Source organism: Pseudomonas sp. RtIB026 (assembly GCF_016861355.2).
In the GTDB taxonomy this organism is placed as follows: Bacteria; Pseudomonadota; Gammaproteobacteria; order Pseudomonadales; family Pseudomonadaceae; genus Aquipseudomonas; species Aquipseudomonas peradeniyensis.
Window position 1 is genome coordinate 81,310 of the sequence record NZ_AP023348.2, and the last position, 14,095, is coordinate 95,404.

Annotated in this window: 15 protein-coding genes and 1 tRNA gene; 10 read left to right on the forward strand and 6 right to left on the reverse strand. The window is 65.9% G+C overall.

Features of this window, described 5'->3' with window-relative positions:
* Positions 1 to 22 precede the first annotated feature (22 nt).
* Positions 23 to 910, forward strand: a complete 888-nt coding sequence (trxA, locus tag PRtIB026_RS00375) for a thioredoxin (protein WP_203650062.1) — start codon at positions 23 to 25, stop codon at positions 908 to 910.
* 111 nt (positions 911 to 1,021) lie between these two features.
* Here the strand turns inward: trxA and PRtIB026_RS00380 are convergent, their stop codons facing one another.
* Positions 1,022 to 1,366, reverse strand: a complete 345-nt coding sequence (locus tag PRtIB026_RS00380) for a hypothetical protein (protein ID WP_203650054.1) — start codon at positions 1,364 to 1,366, stop codon at positions 1,022 to 1,024.
* A gap of 134 nt (positions 1,367 to 1,500) precedes the next feature.
* Between PRtIB026_RS00380 and PRtIB026_RS00385 the strand changes: the two genes are divergently transcribed.
* The 5 genes from PRtIB026_RS00385 to PRtIB026_RS00405 all read left to right on the forward strand — a co-directional run bounded on the left by PRtIB026_RS00385 (position 1,501) and on the right by PRtIB026_RS00405 (position 5,466).
* Complete coding sequence (locus PRtIB026_RS00385) at positions 1,501 to 2,067, forward strand: DUF2796 domain-containing protein (RefSeq protein ID WP_203650052.1); 567 nt, start codon at positions 1,501 to 1,503, stop codon at positions 2,065 to 2,067.
* A complete protein-coding gene (locus tag PRtIB026_RS00390) occupies positions 2,068 to 2,778 on the forward strand; it encodes an ABC transporter ATP-binding protein (protein ID WP_203650049.1) in 711 nt (236 codons plus the stop codon).
* Positions 2,778 to 4,043 (forward strand): ABC transporter permease, encoded by a 1,266-nt coding sequence (locus PRtIB026_RS00395; protein WP_062361877.1) that lies wholly within the window; start codon positions 2,778 to 2,780, stop codon positions 4,041 to 4,043. The genes PRtIB026_RS00390 and PRtIB026_RS00395 overlap by 1 nt, the downstream gene beginning before the upstream one ends.
* A 138-nt stretch (positions 4,044 to 4,181) precedes the next feature.
* Positions 4,182 to 4,673, forward strand: a complete 492-nt coding sequence (locus PRtIB026_RS00400) for a DUF3299 domain-containing protein (protein WP_203652581.1) — start codon at positions 4,182 to 4,184, stop codon at positions 4,671 to 4,673.
* A gap of 109 nt (positions 4,674 to 4,782) precedes the next feature.
* Positions 4,783 to 5,466 (forward strand): OmpW/AlkL family protein, encoded by a 684-nt coding sequence (locus PRtIB026_RS00405; RefSeq protein ID WP_028690266.1) that lies wholly within the window; start codon positions 4,783 to 4,785, stop codon positions 5,464 to 5,466.
* Here PRtIB026_RS00405 and PRtIB026_RS00410 read toward each other — a convergent pair.
* The gene (locus PRtIB026_RS00410) at positions 5,454 to 6,674 is read right to left on the reverse strand and encodes an MFS transporter (protein ID WP_203650047.1); all 1,221 of its coding nucleotides are present in this window, start codon (positions 6,672 to 6,674) and stop codon (positions 5,454 to 5,456) included. The two genes, PRtIB026_RS00405 and PRtIB026_RS00410, sit on opposite strands and share 13 nt — an antisense overlap.
* 104 nt (positions 6,675 to 6,778) lie before the next feature.
* Between PRtIB026_RS00410 and PRtIB026_RS00415 the strand changes: the two genes are divergently transcribed.
* Positions 6,779 to 7,219: a winged helix-turn-helix transcriptional regulator gene (locus PRtIB026_RS00415; protein ID WP_203650045.1), complete on the forward strand. Its 441-nt coding sequence runs from the start codon at positions 6,779 to 6,781 to the stop codon at positions 7,217 to 7,219.
* Positions 7,220 to 7,375: 156 nt separating this feature from the next.
* Here the strand turns inward: PRtIB026_RS00415 and PRtIB026_RS00420 are convergent, their stop codons facing one another.
* Both PRtIB026_RS00420 and PRtIB026_RS00425 read right to left on the reverse strand, forming a co-directional pair.
* Positions 7,376 to 8,308: an NAD-dependent epimerase/dehydratase family protein gene (locus PRtIB026_RS00420; RefSeq protein WP_203650043.1), complete on the reverse strand. Its 933-nt coding sequence runs from the start codon at positions 8,306 to 8,308 to the stop codon at positions 7,376 to 7,378.
* Entirely contained in the window at positions 8,301 to 9,185 is an 885-nt protein-coding gene (locus tag PRtIB026_RS00425; protein WP_028690262.1) for a sugar nucleotide-binding protein, read from the reverse strand. The genes PRtIB026_RS00420 and PRtIB026_RS00425 overlap by 8 nt, the downstream gene beginning before the upstream one ends.
* A 181-nt stretch (positions 9,186 to 9,366) precedes the next feature.
* On the opposite strand from PRtIB026_RS00425, the gene PRtIB026_RS00430 reads away from it, so the two are divergent.
* Positions 9,367 to 10,206 (forward strand): alpha/beta hydrolase, encoded by an 840-nt coding sequence (locus PRtIB026_RS00430; RefSeq protein WP_203650041.1) that lies wholly within the window; start codon positions 9,367 to 9,369, stop codon positions 10,204 to 10,206.
* 181 nt (positions 10,207 to 10,387) lie between these two features.
* On the opposite strand, the gene PRtIB026_RS00435 is transcribed toward PRtIB026_RS00430, so the two are convergent.
* Complete coding sequence (locus PRtIB026_RS00435) at positions 10,388 to 11,200, reverse strand: helix-turn-helix domain-containing protein (protein WP_203652580.1); 813 nt, start codon at positions 11,198 to 11,200, stop codon at positions 10,388 to 10,390.
* A 181-nt stretch (positions 11,201 to 11,381) separates the two neighbouring features.
* On the opposite strand from PRtIB026_RS00435, the gene PRtIB026_RS00440 reads away from it, so the two are divergent.
* Both PRtIB026_RS00440 and PRtIB026_RS00445 read left to right on the forward strand, forming a co-directional pair.
* Positions 11,382 to 12,824, forward strand: coding sequence for an alanine/glycine:cation symporter family protein (locus tag PRtIB026_RS00440; protein WP_050703570.1), 1,443 nt, complete (start codon positions 11,382 to 11,384; stop codon positions 12,822 to 12,824).
* A 75-nt stretch (positions 12,825 to 12,899) separates the two neighbouring features.
* The gene (locus PRtIB026_RS00445; protein WP_203650039.1) at positions 12,900 to 13,889 is read left to right on the forward strand and encodes an asparaginase; all 990 of its coding nucleotides are present in this window, start codon (positions 12,900 to 12,902) and stop codon (positions 13,887 to 13,889) included.
* A gap of 107 nt (positions 13,890 to 13,996) precedes the next feature.
* On the opposite strand, the gene PRtIB026_RS00450 is transcribed toward PRtIB026_RS00445, so the two are convergent.
* A tRNA-Sec gene (locus PRtIB026_RS00450) sits at positions 13,997 to 14,092 on the reverse strand.
* Positions 14,093 to 14,095: the final 3 nt, after the last annotated feature.

The window sequence follows — 14,095 nt, forward strand, 5'->3', positions numbered from 1 at the left end:
TCACGGATTTGCGAGAGTTGCGATGAGCCAAGCTCCTGATAACAAAGATGTGCCGTACATCTTCGATGCCACCGATGCCACCTTCCAGCAACTGGTCATCGAGAACTCCTTCCACAAGCCGGTGCTGGTCGACTTCTGGGCCGAGTGGTGCGCGCCGTGCAAGGCGCTGATGCCGTTGCTGGCAAACATCACCGAGGGTTATCAGGGCGAACTGCTGCTGGCCAAGATCAACTGCGACGTCGAGCAGCAGGTCGTCGCCCAGTTCGGCATCCGCAGCCTGCCGACCGTGGTGCTGTTCAAGGACGGCCAGCCGGTCGACGGTTTCGCCGGCGCCCAGCCCGAGTCGGCCATCCGCGCCATGCTCGAACCCCATGTGCAGATGCCCGCGCCGCCTGCCGCCGCGCCGCTGGAGCAGGCCAAGGCGCTGTTCGCCGAAAGCCGCTTCAGCGAAGCCGAGGCCCTGCTGCAGGTGCTGCTGGGTGAAGACAACAGCAATGCCGAGGCACTGATCCTCTACGCCCGCTGCCTGGCCGAGCGCGGCGAGCTGGGCGAGGCCCAGGTGGTGCTCGACGCGGTCAAGACCGACGAGCACAAGGCCGCCCTGGCCGGCGCCAAGGCCCAGCTGACCTTCCTGCGCCAGGCCGCCAGCCTGCCGGAAGCCGCCGAGCTGAAGAGCCGTCTGGCGCAGAATCCACAGGACGACGAAGCAGCCTACCAGCTGTGTATCCAGCAGTTGGCGCGCCAGCAGTACGAGGCGGCGATGGACGGGCTGCTGAAGCTGTTCCAGCGCAACCGCGCCTACGAGAACGGCTTGCCGCAGAAGGCGCTGTTGCAGGTGTTCGAATTGCTGGGCAACGCTCACCCGCTGGTCAGTGTGTATCGCCGCAAGCTGTCCGCTGCGCTGTTCTGAGTTTGTTGGGGCTGCTTTGCAGCCCTTTCGCGGCACCAGGCCGCTCCTACAGACGAGCGCGCGCCCCTGTAGGAGCGGCCTTGTGCCGCGAAAGGGTCGCAAAGCGACCCCTCATCCTACCCAGCGATACACCGGCGCATCCACGCCGCTTTCCACCTTCACCTCACTGCTGTGGCGCAAGCGCACCAGCAGGCGCTTGCCCGCCGCCACGCTCCCGGCCAGCCCCTCCAGGCGCTCCAGCAGCTCCGGCCCACCCATCTGGCCCGCCTGGCGCAGCACTTCTCGCGCGGCCGCCCACTGCCCGTCATCCTGCCGAGGTGCCGGGCTGGTGGTGACCGGTACTGCCTCGACAGAGGCCGGCACCTCCAGTCGACGCCCCAACTGTGCCCACTCCTCCGGCGCCAGCTCAACGGTCAGGTCCACCGGCCACTCGCCGATCTGTCCACGAATTCTCACGATTATTTCCTTGTTTCCAGGCTCGATTACGCCATGCTCCCACGAACATGAAACCTGTGCCAGGCAGGCTGGCGGCGCAAATGCAAATTGTTATAACATCACAAATTCATTCCAAGCCGCCTGTGGAGCCGTCCATGCGTCGTCTGTTGCTCGCCCTGCCCTTCGCCCTGCTACCCCTGGCCGTGGCCCATGCCCACGACGACCATGATCATGACCACGCCCATGGCACCCTGGGCACCCACGAGCATGGCGTGGCCAAGCTCAACGCGGTGCTCGACGGCAACACCCTCGAACTGGAACTGGACAGCCCGGCGATGAACCTGGTCGGTTTCGAGCACGTGGCCAGCAGCGATGCCGACAAGGCCAAGGTCGCCGCCGCCCGCCAACAGCTCGAACAGCCCCTGAAACTGTTCGGCATTGCACAGGCCGCCGGTTGCAAGGAAGACGCCCAGGAGCTGGAAAGCCCGCTGTTCGGTGACGCCGACGAGGATGGCGACAGCCATGAACACGGTCACGTGCACGCCGACGTCAACGCCCACTATCAGCTGACCTGCGCCACCCCGGGCAAACTCACCCAGATCGACCTCGGCCCGCTGTTCAAGACCTTCCCGCAGACCCAGAAAATCAACGTGCAACTGATCGGCCGCAACGGCCAGAAAGGCGTCGAGGCCACCCCCGCCAAGGCCGTGGTCGCGTTCTGAATGAACCAGCCGCTGATCGAACTGCATGACCTGGTGTTCGCCTGGCCCGGCCAGGCGCCGCTGCTGGAAATCCCGGCCTTTCGTCTGGAGCCCGGCGAAGCGCTGTTCCTCAAGGGCCCCAGCGGCAGCGGCAAGACCACCCTGCTCGGCCTGCTGGGTGGCGTCAACCGCCCCGGGCAAGGCAGCATCCGCCTGCTTGGCCAGGACCTCGCGACCCTGGGCCAGGGCGCGCGCGACCGCTTCCGGGTCGATCACACCGGCTATATCTTCCAGCAGTTCAACCTGCTGCCATTCCTGTCGGTGCGAGAGAATGTCGAGCTGCCCTGCCGCTTCTCGAAAAGCCGCGCGGCCCGCGCCGCCCAGCGCCATGGCAGCATCGACCAGGCCGCCGCCCGATTGCTCGCCCACCTGGGCCTGGACGACCCGGCCCTGCTCGCCCGCCGCGCCGAAAGCCTGTCGATCGGCCAGCAGCAGCGGGTCGCCGCAGCACGGGCGCTGATCGGCCAGCCCGAATTGGTGATCGCCGACGAGCCCACCTCGGCCCTCGACGCCGACACCCGCGAGGCCTTCATCCGCCTGCTGTTCGACGAATGCCGCGACGCCGGCGCCAGCCTGCTGTTCGTCAGCCATGATCAGAGCCTGGCGCCGCTGTTCGACCGGCACCTGTCCCTGGCCGAGCTCAACCGCGCCGCCAAGCCCCGGGAGGCCTGATGTACCTGCTTCGCCTTGCCTTGGCCAGCCTGGCCAACCGCCGCTTCACCGCCCTGCTCACCGCGTTCGCCATCGCCTTGTCGGTGTGCCTGCTGCTGGCCGTCGAGCGGGTGCGCACCGAGGCCCGCGCCAGCTTCGCCAGCACCATCAGCGGTACCGACCTGATCGTCGGCGCCCGCTCGGGGTCGGTGAACCTGCTGCTGTACTCGGTGTTCCGCATCGGCAACGCCACCAATAACATCCGCTGGGACAGCTACCAGCACTACGCCAGCGACCCGCGGGTGAAATGGGCCATCCCGATCTCCCTGGGCGACTCGCACCGTGGCTACCGGGTGATGGGCACCACCACCGACTACTTCAGCCATTACCAGTTCGGCCGCCGCCAGCACCTGGCACTCGACCAGGGCCGGGCATTCGCCGACGATCCGTTCGAGGTGGTGCTTGGCGCCGAAGTGGCCCAGGCGCTGCACTACAAGCTCGGCGACAAGCTGGTGCTGGCGCATGGTGTAGCCGCCATCAGCCTGGTCAAGCATGACGACAAGCCGTTCACCGTGGTCGGCGTGCTCGAGCGCACCGGCACCCCGGTGGACCGCACCCTGCACATCAGCCTGGCCGGCATGGAGGCGATCCACATCGACTGGCACAACGGCGTGCCGGCCCGTGGTGCCGGGCGTATCAGCGCCGAGCAGGCTCGAACCATGGACCTGCAGCCCGCAGCAATCACCGCCTTCATGCTCGGGCTCAACAGCAAGATCGCCACCTTCAGCCTGCAGCGCGAGATCAACGAGTACCGTGCCGAACCGCTGCTGGCGATCCTGCCCGGCGTGGCCCTGCAGGAGCTGTGGAGCCTGATGGGCACGGCGGAGCAGGCCTTGTTCGTGGTGTCGCTGTTCGTCGTGCTCACCGGCCTGATCGGCATGCTCACGGCCATTCTCACCAGCCTCAACGAGCGCCGCCGGGAGATGGCCATCCTGCGTTCGGTGGGTGCCCGTCCCTGGCACATCGCCGGGCTACTGGTGCTCGAGGCACTGGCCCTGGCGCTGGCGGGCATCGCCGCCGGGCTGGGGTTGCTGTATGCGGGCATCGCCCTGGCTCAAGGCTATGTACAGGCCAACTATGGGCTATACCTGCCACTGGCCTGGCCGAGCGCCCACGAGTGGACGTTGCTGGCCATCATCCTAGGCGCGGCGCTGCTGATGGGCAGCGTGCCGGCCTGGCGCGCCTATCGGCAGTCGTTGGCCGATGGTTTGTCGATTCATCTTTAAGAGACAGACATGACTCTAGACTTCACCGCCCTCTTCGCGGGTAAACCCGCTCCCAGAGGGATCGCCTCACCTCCTGTGGGAGCGGGTTTACCCGCGAAGAAGGCAACACCGATCATTCAGTACTTGCTGCTCACGATCATGCTGATGACTTCGCTGCCCCTGTGGGCCGCCGACCCGCGCGAACTGGACTGGCCCGCCCTGATCCCCGAGGGCGCGCCGGTCATCCCGCCACAACTGACGCCCCTGCACGACCTGTCGCAGATCAGCGACGCGCTGTCCGCCGAGGCGGCCCCCGCCGCCCGCCAGCAGGCGCCCAACGCACCGGTGGTGAAAACCCTGGACGGCCAGCACGTGAAGATCCCCGGCTACATCGTGCCGCTGGAAGTCAGCGACGAAGGCCGCACCACCGAGTTCCTCCTGGTGCCCTACTACGGCGCCTGCATCCATGTGCCGCCACCGCCGTCGAACCAGATCGTGCATATCGTCAGCGAGATGGGCGTGCGCATCGAAGACCTGTACCAGCCCTACTGGATCGAGGGGACGATGCAGGTCAAGGCCAGCAGCAGCGAGCTGGCGGATGCCGGTTACCAGATGGAAGCAGAGAAAATCTACGCGTATGAGCTCAAGTGAGCACTGCGTCACCCCGATAGCACGGCTTCTTTGAGCTGGGTCAAACTTTCTGTTTAGTCAGCTTCGTACCATTGGACTACTCGATTACTCACGTCCTCTGGGAGCTTCCATGAACAAGTCCTTGCTCGGTGCCTCGCTCGTCGCGTTGGCGCTTGCAGCCCCTGTCGCCCACGCCCACCAGGCGGGGGATTTCATCCTCCGCGCCGGCGCCATCACCACCGCGCCCAACGAGAACAGCGGCGACATCAAGCTCGACGGCGCCAAGGTCTCGGGCACCAAGGCGACCCTGGACAGCGACACCCAGCTGGGCCTGGCCTTCGCCTACATGCTCACCGACCACATTGGTCTCGAGCTGCTGGCCGCCACCCCGTTCCAGCACAAAGTCGGCGTCAAGGGCCTCGGCCCTGGCCTGGACGGCAAGCTGGCCGACATCAAGCAACTGCCGCCGACCCTGTCGCTGCAGTACTACCCGATGGCGCCGTCCTCGAAGTTCCAGCCGTACGCCGGCGTGGGCATCAACTACACGATGTTCTTCGATGAAGACCTGACCAGCGACCGCAAGGCCCAGGGCTTCAGCAACATGAAGCTGAAGGACTCGGTCGGCATCGCCGGCCAGCTGGGCATGGACTACATGCTCACCGACAACCTGCTGCTCAACGCCGCGGTCTGGTACGTCGACATCGACACCAAGGCCAGCATCGACGGCCCGAGCGCCTTGGGCGTGGGCAAGACCAAGGTCGACGTCGATGTCGATCCGTGGGTCTACATGGTCGGTATCGGCTACAAGTTCTGATCCGCAGGCGCGCCTGCTCCGACTGGAGCGGGCGCGCCGCGCATCGTCTCGATGCTCCAGAGATACCCCCAATAGCCCCAGGCTAGCGCGCTTATCCCCGCCCCCAAGCCGCACACCGCCACCCAGCCCCACTGCCCGTACACCCAGGTCGCCACGACCGCTCCCACCCCGCTGCCGAGCGAATAACAGCACATGTAGGCGCCGACCAGCCGGCTGGCCATCTCGCCGCGCCCCGCCAGCAGCACACTCTGGTTGGTCACGTGCACCGCCTGCACAGCCAGGTCCAGCATCAGTATCCCGATCACCAATGCCAGCAATGACTGCTCGAGGTAGGCGATGGGTAGCCACGACAGCGTCAGCAGGCCCAGTGCCCAGCCGCTCACCCGCCGCGCATGCCCCTGATCGGCCAGGCGTCCGGCACGTGCTGCCGCCAGCGCTCCCGCCACACCGGCCAGGCCGAACAACCCGACCTGCGTATGGTCCAGCGCCAGTGGCGCGGCGCTCAAGGGTAGCACCATCGCGCTCCACAGCACGCTGAACGCCGCGAACACCAGCACCGCGAACAGGCCGCGCTGGCGCAGCAGGCGGTCATGTCGATACAGCCGCAGCACCGATGCCAGTAACGCCCCATAGCGCTGCCCTGGCCCCTGCGGCCTGGCGGCAGGCAAGCGCCAGGCGAGCAGCCCCGCCATTGCCAGCGCCAGTCCCGCCGCCACCGCATAGACACCCTGCCAGCCGAACAGGTCAGCCACTGCGCCCGATATCAGACGCGCCGAGAGGATGCCCAGCACCACGCCGCTGGTCACCGTGCCCACCGCCTGCCCTTGTTCGGCGGGCGAGGCCAATGTGGCGGCATGCGCCACCATCACTTGCACCACCACCGCTGCCAGGCCGACCAGGGCCATTGCGGCCAGCAGCACGGCCCAGTCCACGGTAAAGGCTACGGCCAGCAAGGCGCCGGACGAGACCAGCAACTGGCCGAGGATCAGCCGCTTGCGATCGACCAGGTCCCCGAGTGGCACGATCAGCACCAGCCCCAAGGCATAGCCGGCCTGGGTCATCCCCACTACCAGGCCGGAGCGGGCGCTGCTCACCCCAAGGCTCGCCGCCATCGACTCCAGCAGCGGCTGGGCGAGATACACCGTGGCCACGGCCAGGGCGCAGGCAGCGGCCAACAACAACGTCAATCCACGGGTGAGCGTCGACATCGAAGACTCCCTTTCAATTCTGGTTTCAATTTAAAACCATATGGCTGGATTTCTAGCAAATGTGGTTTTATTCTGCAACCAGACAGACATTCAAGGATCGCGCCATGCTCGACGAGAACAACCAGCAATGCCCCGTGGCCCGCGCCTTGGAAGTGCTCGGCGACCGCTGGGCGCTGATGATCCTGCGCGATGCCTTCGATGGCCTGCGCCGTTTCAGCGAGTTCCAGAAAAACCTGGGGCTGGCGAAGAACATCCTCGCTTCGCGCTTGAAGCTGCTGGTGGAGGCGGAACTGCTGGTGCAGCAGCCGGCCTCGGATGGCAGTGCCTACAAGGAATATGTGCTGACCGAACGGGGACGCTCGGTGTTTCCGATCGTGATCGGCTTGCGCCAGTGGGGGGAGCGCTACCTGTTCACAGCGGGGGAGTCACGCTCGCAGCTGGTCGATGATCGTGGCCAAGGGCTGGAGACGCTGCAGGTACGGGCCCGGGATGGGCGGGAGGTGCGGCCGGAGGATTGCCGCCGGCGGGTGGTCCGGCATTCGTGATGCCTGCTCCACCTGCCATGCACGATCCCTGTAGGAGCGGCCTTGTGCCGCGAAAGGGCGCGTAGCGGCCTCGGGATCCCAGCATCATTCGATATCGCTGGGGGCTGCTTTGCAGCCCTTTCGCGGCACAAGGCCGCTCCTACATGCAATAGAGATTCAGGCCTTGCCAAGCAACCGCGCCAGCCCCTCGACGAACGGCGTCGGCTCAGGGAACGCGAAACGTGCCAGCAAGCGCGCATTGTCCGCCCGCGAATGGCGGATATCGCCCGAGCGGGCCTGAGCGTAGCTGACCGCAGGCAAACCGCCCACCACCTGCTCCAGCGCCCTGAGCAGCTGGTTCAGCGAAGTCGCCTGGTTCAGGCCGATATTCACCGCGCCCTCTTCCACCACCGGCTGTTCAAGCGCCTGCACCATCACCTGAACCAGATCGCCGACGAACAGGAAGTCGCGGGTCTGCTCGCCATCACCGAACACGGTGATCGGCGCACCCTGGGTGGCGCGCTCGCAGAAGATGCTGATCACCCCCGAATACGGCGAGGAAGGATCCTGGCGCGGCCCGAAGATATTGAAGAAGCGGAACACCACCGGCTCCAGCCCATGCTGGCGGCGGTAGAAGTCCAGGTACTGCTCGCTGGCCAGCTTGTCCACCGCATAGGGGGTCAACGGTGCCTTGGGCGTGTCCTCGGCAATCGACTGGCCCTCGCCATTGTTGCCGTACACCGCCGCACTGGAGGCGAACAATACGCGACGGATGCCGTTCAGGCGCATCGCCTCGCAGACGTTGAGCGTGCCGATGAAATTGCTCTGGTGGGTCTTCACCGGGTTTTCCACCGAGGCCTGCACCGAGGCCACCGCAGCCAGGTGCACCACTGCCTGGCAACCATTGGCGGCACGGGCCACCAGGGCGGCGTCGGCGACATCGCCTTCGAGCAGCTCCAGGCGCGGATGGCCGAGCTGCAGGTTGCTGCGCTTGCCGGTCGACAGGTCGTCGAGGATACGCACCGCGTAGCCTTTCTCCAGCAACGCATCGCACAGGTGGGAGCCAATAAAGCCGGCACCGCCGGTGATCAGGATGGGGGCGTCAGCCATGTCGGTAGAATCGGTCCAGTAGGGGCGGCAAGCCGGCGCGCCAGGCGCGGGGCTTGATGCCGAAGGTGTGAAGGATCTTCTTGCAGGCCAGCACCGCGTGCTGCGGCTCCTCGCTGGCATCCGGGCGGGCGGCGTGGGCCTGGGCGGTCGGCGCCTGCACGGCCAGCTTGCGCCACTGGGTGGCCTCGGTGAGGATCGCCTGGCCCAGCACCAGCGGCGTGGTGGCCTCGTTGCCAGCATAGTGGTAGGTGCCCCACAGCGGCGCCTGGCAATCGAGCTGCTTGAGCACCGAGAGGATCACTCGCGCGGCATCATCCACCGGCGTCGGGTTGCCGCGCCGGTCATCGGCCAGCAGCAGTTCCTGGGGCTGTTCGGCGCGGGTCAGGAAGCGCCCGAGCGCGCCGTCGATGCTTTCGTCAAGCAGCCAACCGAAGCGCAGCAGCACATGCTGTGGACAGGTGGCGCGCACGCTCTGCTCGATGCGCCAGAGCGCCTGGCCGCGCAAGCCGAGCGGCACCGGCTCGTCCTTCTCGCTGTAGGCAGTGGCGCGCGAGCCGTCGAACACACGGTAGCTGGACGGTTGCACAAGGATCATCTCGTGGTGCTGGCACAGCTCGGCGAGTCGCTCCACCGCCCGCTCCTGCTGGGCCAGGCGTTGCTCGCTGACGGACTCGGCCTGGAACCAGTCGAAATAATAGGCCAGGTTGACCACGGCGTGCGGACGTTGCTCGTCGAGCAGCAGGGTCAGGCTGGCCGGATCCCAGCCGTTTTCCGGCGGGCGAGGCGCCAGGAAGGCGATGTCTTCCTCGGCCCCGAGACGAATCAGCGCTTGCCCGAGGGCATTGCCACCACCCAACAGCATCAGGCGCATACGCATAGAGTCAACAGGTCCGGTCTGGTCGATGGAGGAAAGGGTTCATTTTGCTGTTTCCGGCAGGGGAAGTCCAACCCAGGCAAGGCCTGGCGCGCGCCGCATACCGATTGGCACCGGTCGGGGCGGTATTCCGCCTTTGCCGACAGCTACTTATACTGCGCCAGGCCTGTTCAAGGAGATCAACATGGATGCCGAACTGAACACTGCACAACGCGCCAGCTGGCAATTCGACGAGCCCGCGCCCGGCCCGGAGCGGTTCATCGACGAGGATTTCGATGACTATCGCCAGCAGGCGCGCCTGCTGCTGCCGGACGCCGAACGTGCCCCCACGGTCTTCGTGGTCGGCGGCGCACGCTCCGACTTCACCCGCCTCAACCCGTTGCTCTACCGTCTCCAGCAGCAGGGCATCGGCTCGCTGACCGGCAACCTCTCCGGCCATAGCCTGGCCAGCGAGCCCGGGGCGAAGGACGCCTCGCTGGCCAGCAACCTGCAGGAGGCCCTGCGCTTTCACCGGCATCTGGACGCGCGCAGCGACACCCTGGTCGGCCATAGTCTGGGCGCCGCCATCGCCCTGAAGCTGGCCGCCCAGCGCCCCAGCGTGCGCAAGCTGGTGCTGATCTGCCCGGCGGTCTACCCCGACGCGGCCCATGCCGCGCCCTTCGGGCCGGCCTTCAGCGAGGCCATCCGCAAACCTTTTGCCTTCCTTGACTGCGACAGCTATGCCTTTCTGCGCCAGTTCCAGGGCCGAGTGCTGCTGGTGATCGGCGAGTACGACGGGCTCAACTCCAGGGTCCACGGCCAGGGGCCCGGCACCTCGGCCGGTACCCGGCGGCTGGCGGGCGTCGAGCGCTACAGCCCGATTCCCGAGGAGGTCACCCACGCCTTGCTGCGCTCGGTGCCGGCGCCCCATGTGGAGTGCCTGATGCTCACCGACTGCGACCATGGCATCGCCGCGCACCTGCGCGACCGGCCCGAGGTGGCGGACCAGGTGGCCGATGCGGTGGCGGCGTTCATTCTCGACTAGTCCTGCCCGCTTTTCATGGATCTGCACATGAATTACTGATTTAGCAGGGACCTGTGGGAGCGGCTTTAGCCGCGAACACCGGCGAAGCCGGTGCCATACACCGCGTCGCTTGCTTCGCGGCTAAAGCCGCTCCCACAGGATGCGCGCTGGCCGCGCAATCATGGCTCCCTGTGCGACATGGCTATTCGATCTCGAACAACCCGTTGCTGACCATCCCCGCGCTCAGCCGGTCACGGATGTCGTCGTCGATGCGCGGATCGTCCGGGCGGTACAGCTTGATCTGCCGGAAGGCGTTGATGCGATTGATCTCCTCGCCCAGGTATTCCCACACCACCCGGGTGCACGCCGGATTGCGCCGGTCACCGCTGGAGACCCCGGTCTTGAGGCCGTTCAGGCGGCTGATGCGGCTCTTGAAGCTGGGAATGAGGACGGTCTGGCTCATCTCGTTGAGGGTGAGCGACTCGTAGTCGATCAGGAACATCCGGTCCTGCAGCTGGAACGCCGCGCCGAGGTAGCGACAACGCACCTCGGCGTGCTGGTCCAGGCCGCTGCTGCGCTCCTGGCGTTCCTGGCGCTCGAACAAAAAGCTGCCGCGCTCCTCCCACAGGTGCACCAGCGACACCAGGATCGAGCCCGGCACCGACATGCAGTTGGAGTATTCGAAGTAATAGCCGCAATAGCGCGACAGGTTGCCGGCTTCTTTATGCAGCGGCTTGAACAGTTCGCTGATCGGGTCGTCCTGGAAGCCGACCCGCTGATCCTGGTTGCGTGCGCCGATCAAGCGGGCGAACTGCTCGGGCGGCAGACCCAGCTCGTAATCCTCGACGCCGAAGAAGTCGCCGATGCGCTTGAGGTTGTAGGCCGTCGGGCGGCTCTGGCCGCTCAGGTACTTGTTGAACTGCGCGCGATTGATCGACAGCTGCCGGCAAACCTCGGAGATAGAGCGGTAGTGACTGCAGGCCAATTTGAGGTTGATAGCGAAGTGATCGCCCATGATGCGCGGGTCCGGATGATGCGAGTGACGCCATTCTAGCATCAAGTCGCACCAAAATGGAGCAACACGCGAAATTGTAACCACAGTTGTCATAGCCAACCATGCGCCCCCAATGAAAAGCGGTGCGCCTGCCGCCCGCTGGTCTTTCCACGCGAAGAATAAGAATCGAGGTCATTTCCCAATGCTCGAAGCACTCAACGATTTCCTTTCGGGGAAGCTTCTCATCGTGCTGATTGTCGGTCTCGGCAGTTACTTCACGATCCGCTCGCGGTTCGTCCAGTTCCGCCATTTCGGCCATATGTTCGGTGTCTTCAAGGAATCCCTTCGCGGCCAGGCAGGCCAACTGAGCTCGTTCCAGGCCCTGATGCTGAGCCTGGCCGGTCGCGTCGGCGCCGGTAACATCGCTGGTGTCGGTATCGCCGTGACCCTCGGCGGTCCGGGCGCCGTGTTCTGGATGTGGGTCACCGCGCTGGTGGGTATGTCCAGCAGCTTCTTCGAGTGCACCCTGGCCCAGGTCTACAAGCGCGCCGATGGCGACGGCCTGTACCGCGGCGGCCCGGCGTACTACATCCAGCACGGCCTGAAGCTGAAAAGCATGGCGATCGTGTTCTCGATCCTGCTGCTGGTCACCTACGGCTTCGCCTTCATCGGCCTGCAGTCGTACACCGTGACCCACTCGCTGCAGAACGCCTTTGCCTTCGATCCGAAGCACACCGGTATCGTCCTGGCAGCCCTGCTGGCCCTGACCTTCATCGGCGGTATCAAGCGCATCGCCGCGGTGTCCGATCTGCTGGTACCGGTCAAGACCCTGGCCTACATCGGCGTGACCCTGTACGTGATCGGCACCCAGATCGAACACGTCCCGGCCATGCTGGAAACCATCTTCAAGAGCGCCTTCGGCCTCGACCCTGCGTTCGCTGGCCTGCTGGGCAGCGCCATCGTCATGGGCGTAAAGCGTGGCGTGTTCGCCAACGAAGCAGGCCTGGGCAGCGCGCCGAACGTCGCCGCCGTGGCCGCCGTGAAACACCCTGGCGCCCAGGGCGTGGTCCAGGCCTTCAGCGTGTTCCTCGACACCTTCGTGATCTGCACCTGCACCGCGCTGCTGATCCTGCTGTCGGGCTTCTACACCCCGGGCTTCGAAGGTGACGGCATCGTCCTGACCCAGAACTCGCTGGCCGCCGTGGTCGGTGACTGGGGCCGCGTGTTCGTCAGCGTCGCGCTGTCGCTGTTCGTCTTCACCTGCATTCTCTACAACTACTACCTGGGCGAGAACAGCCTGCAGTTCCTCAGCCGCAACCGCGCCGTGCTGATGACCTTCCGCGGCCTGGTGCTGGCGCTGGTGGTGTGGGGTTCGACGCAGGACCTGTCGACCGTGTTCGCCTTCGCCGACATCACCATGACCTGCCTGGCGTTCGTCAACCTGATCGCCCTGGCCATGCTGTTCAAGGTCGGCCTGCGCGTCATGCGCGACTACGACGCACAGCGCAAGGCCGGCATCAAGCAGCCGGTGTTCGACTCCAGCAAGTTCACCGACCTGGACCTGGACCGTGCCGCCTGGCCGGCCAATCCGCAGGCTGAAACAGCCACTGACAAAGCCGCCGTTCAGGCGCACGCTCAGCGCTGATATTCTCCCCTGCCCCAGCCGCCCCGTCCGTGGGCGGCTGCCCTTTCTTTCGCTACATCGCTACGGAAAATTCCCATGCGTGCAGTCAAGAATCTTCTCGTCCTTTACACCGGTGGCACCATCGGCATGTTGCAGACCGCCGAAGGCCTCGCGCCGGCCGGTGGCTTTGAAACGCGCATGCGCGAACATTTCGCCGCCTGCGGCGATGCGCCGAAGGTGCACTGGTCGCTGCGTGAACTGAACCCGCTGATCGACAGCGCCAACATGCAACAGGCCAACTGGCTGGCGATGCGCGACGCCATCGTCGAGGCGGTCGAGCGTGACGGCCACGACGGCGTGCTGGTGCTGCATGGCACCGATACTTTGGCCTACAGCGCCGCGGCCCTGTCGTTCCTGCTGCTGGGTTTGCCGGCGCCGGTGCTGTTGACCGGATCCATGCTGCCGGCCGGCGCGCCGGACAGCGATGCCTGGGCCAACCTTGTCGGAGCCCTGAACCTGTTCGAAAACGGCCTGGAGGACGGCGTGCAGCTGTACTTCCACGGTCAGTTGCTGCACGGCTGCCGCGCTTCGAAGCTGCGCAGCGAGGCGTTCGACGCCTTCACCGTGCTGCCCCGCCACCGTGACGGCGAGCGCGCTCCAGAACTGCCGGCCCGCCTGGACTATCGCCAGCCGCGCCAGACGGTCAAGCTGGCGGTCATGCCGGTGTTCCCGGGCCTGGCTGCCGAGCACCTGCGTGGTTTGTTCGACAGCGGTATCCAGGGGCTGGTGCTGGAGTGCTATGGCAGTGGTACCGGGCCGTCCGACGACCAGGCGCTGCTCGATGTCCTGCATGACGCCCGTCAGGGCGGGGTGATGATTGTCGCCATCAGCCAGTGTCCGGAAGGTTCGGTGGTGTTCGACACCTATGCCGCTGGCAGCCGGCTGCGTGACACCGGACTTGTCAGTGGCGGTGGCATGACCCGCGAGGCCGCGCTGGGCAAGCTGTTTGCGTTGCTGGGCGCGGGGCTGGATGTGCAGGCGGCGGAGCACTGGTTCGCGCTGGACCTGTGCGGCGAGCGCGCCTGACCTGTAGATCTTCCGTTCGCCATCGCGGGGCAAGCCCGCTCCCACAAGCCTGCCCAGGGCATCGTGGGAGCGGGCTTGCCCCGCGATCGTTTCAGCATCTGGAAAAGTGGCGGAAGGCAGCGGGAGTCGAACCTGCCCGGGAACGGCTGCCGTCCCCAACCGGGTTTGAAGCCCGGCCGCGCCACCGGGCGCGATTGCCTTCCTTG

Bases quoted from the DNA above. Each gene is read 5' to 3' on its own strand.
- trxA (WP_203650062.1), top strand. From the start codon at position 23: ATGAGCCAAGCTCCTGATAACAAAGATGTGCCGTACATCTTCGATGCC.
- PRtIB026_RS00385 (WP_203650052.1), top strand. From the start codon at position 1,501: ATGCGTCGTCTGTTGCTCGCCCTGCCCTTCGCCCTGCTACCCCTGGCC.
- PRtIB026_RS00390 (WP_203650049.1), top strand. From the start codon at position 2,068: ATGAACCAGCCGCTGATCGAACTGCATGACCTGGTGTTCGCCTGGCCC.
- PRtIB026_RS00395 (WP_062361877.1), top strand. From the start codon at position 2,778: ATGTACCTGCTTCGCCTTGCCTTGGCCAGCCTGGCCAACCGCCGCTTC.
- PRtIB026_RS00400 (WP_203652581.1), top strand. From the start codon at position 4,182: ATGCTGATGACTTCGCTGCCCCTGTGGGCCGCCGACCCGCGCGAACTG.
- PRtIB026_RS00405 (WP_028690266.1), top strand. From the start codon at position 4,783: ATGAACAAGTCCTTGCTCGGTGCCTCGCTCGTCGCGTTGGCGCTTGCA.
- PRtIB026_RS00410 (WP_203650047.1), bottom strand. From the start codon at position 6,674: ATGTCGACGCTCACCCGTGGATTGACGTTGTTGTTGGCCGCTGCCTGC.
- PRtIB026_RS00415 (WP_203650045.1), top strand. From the start codon at position 6,779: ATGCTCGACGAGAACAACCAGCAATGCCCCGTGGCCCGCGCCTTGGAA.
- PRtIB026_RS00420 (WP_203650043.1), bottom strand. From the start codon at position 8,308: ATGGCTGACGCCCCCATCCTGATCACCGGCGGTGCCGGCTTTATTGGC.
- PRtIB026_RS00425 (WP_028690262.1), bottom strand. From the start codon at position 9,185: ATGCGTATGCGCCTGATGCTGTTGGGTGGTGGCAATGCCCTCGGGCAA.
- PRtIB026_RS00430 (WP_203650041.1), top strand. From the start codon at position 9,367: ATGGATGCCGAACTGAACACTGCACAACGCGCCAGCTGGCAATTCGAC.
- PRtIB026_RS00435 (WP_203652580.1), bottom strand. From the start codon at position 11,200: ATGGGCGATCACTTCGCTATCAACCTCAAATTGGCCTGCAGTCACTAC.
- PRtIB026_RS00440 (WP_050703570.1), top strand. From the start codon at position 11,382: ATGCTCGAAGCACTCAACGATTTCCTTTCGGGGAAGCTTCTCATCGTG.
- PRtIB026_RS00445 (WP_203650039.1), top strand. From the start codon at position 12,900: ATGCGTGCAGTCAAGAATCTTCTCGTCCTTTACACCGGTGGCACCATC.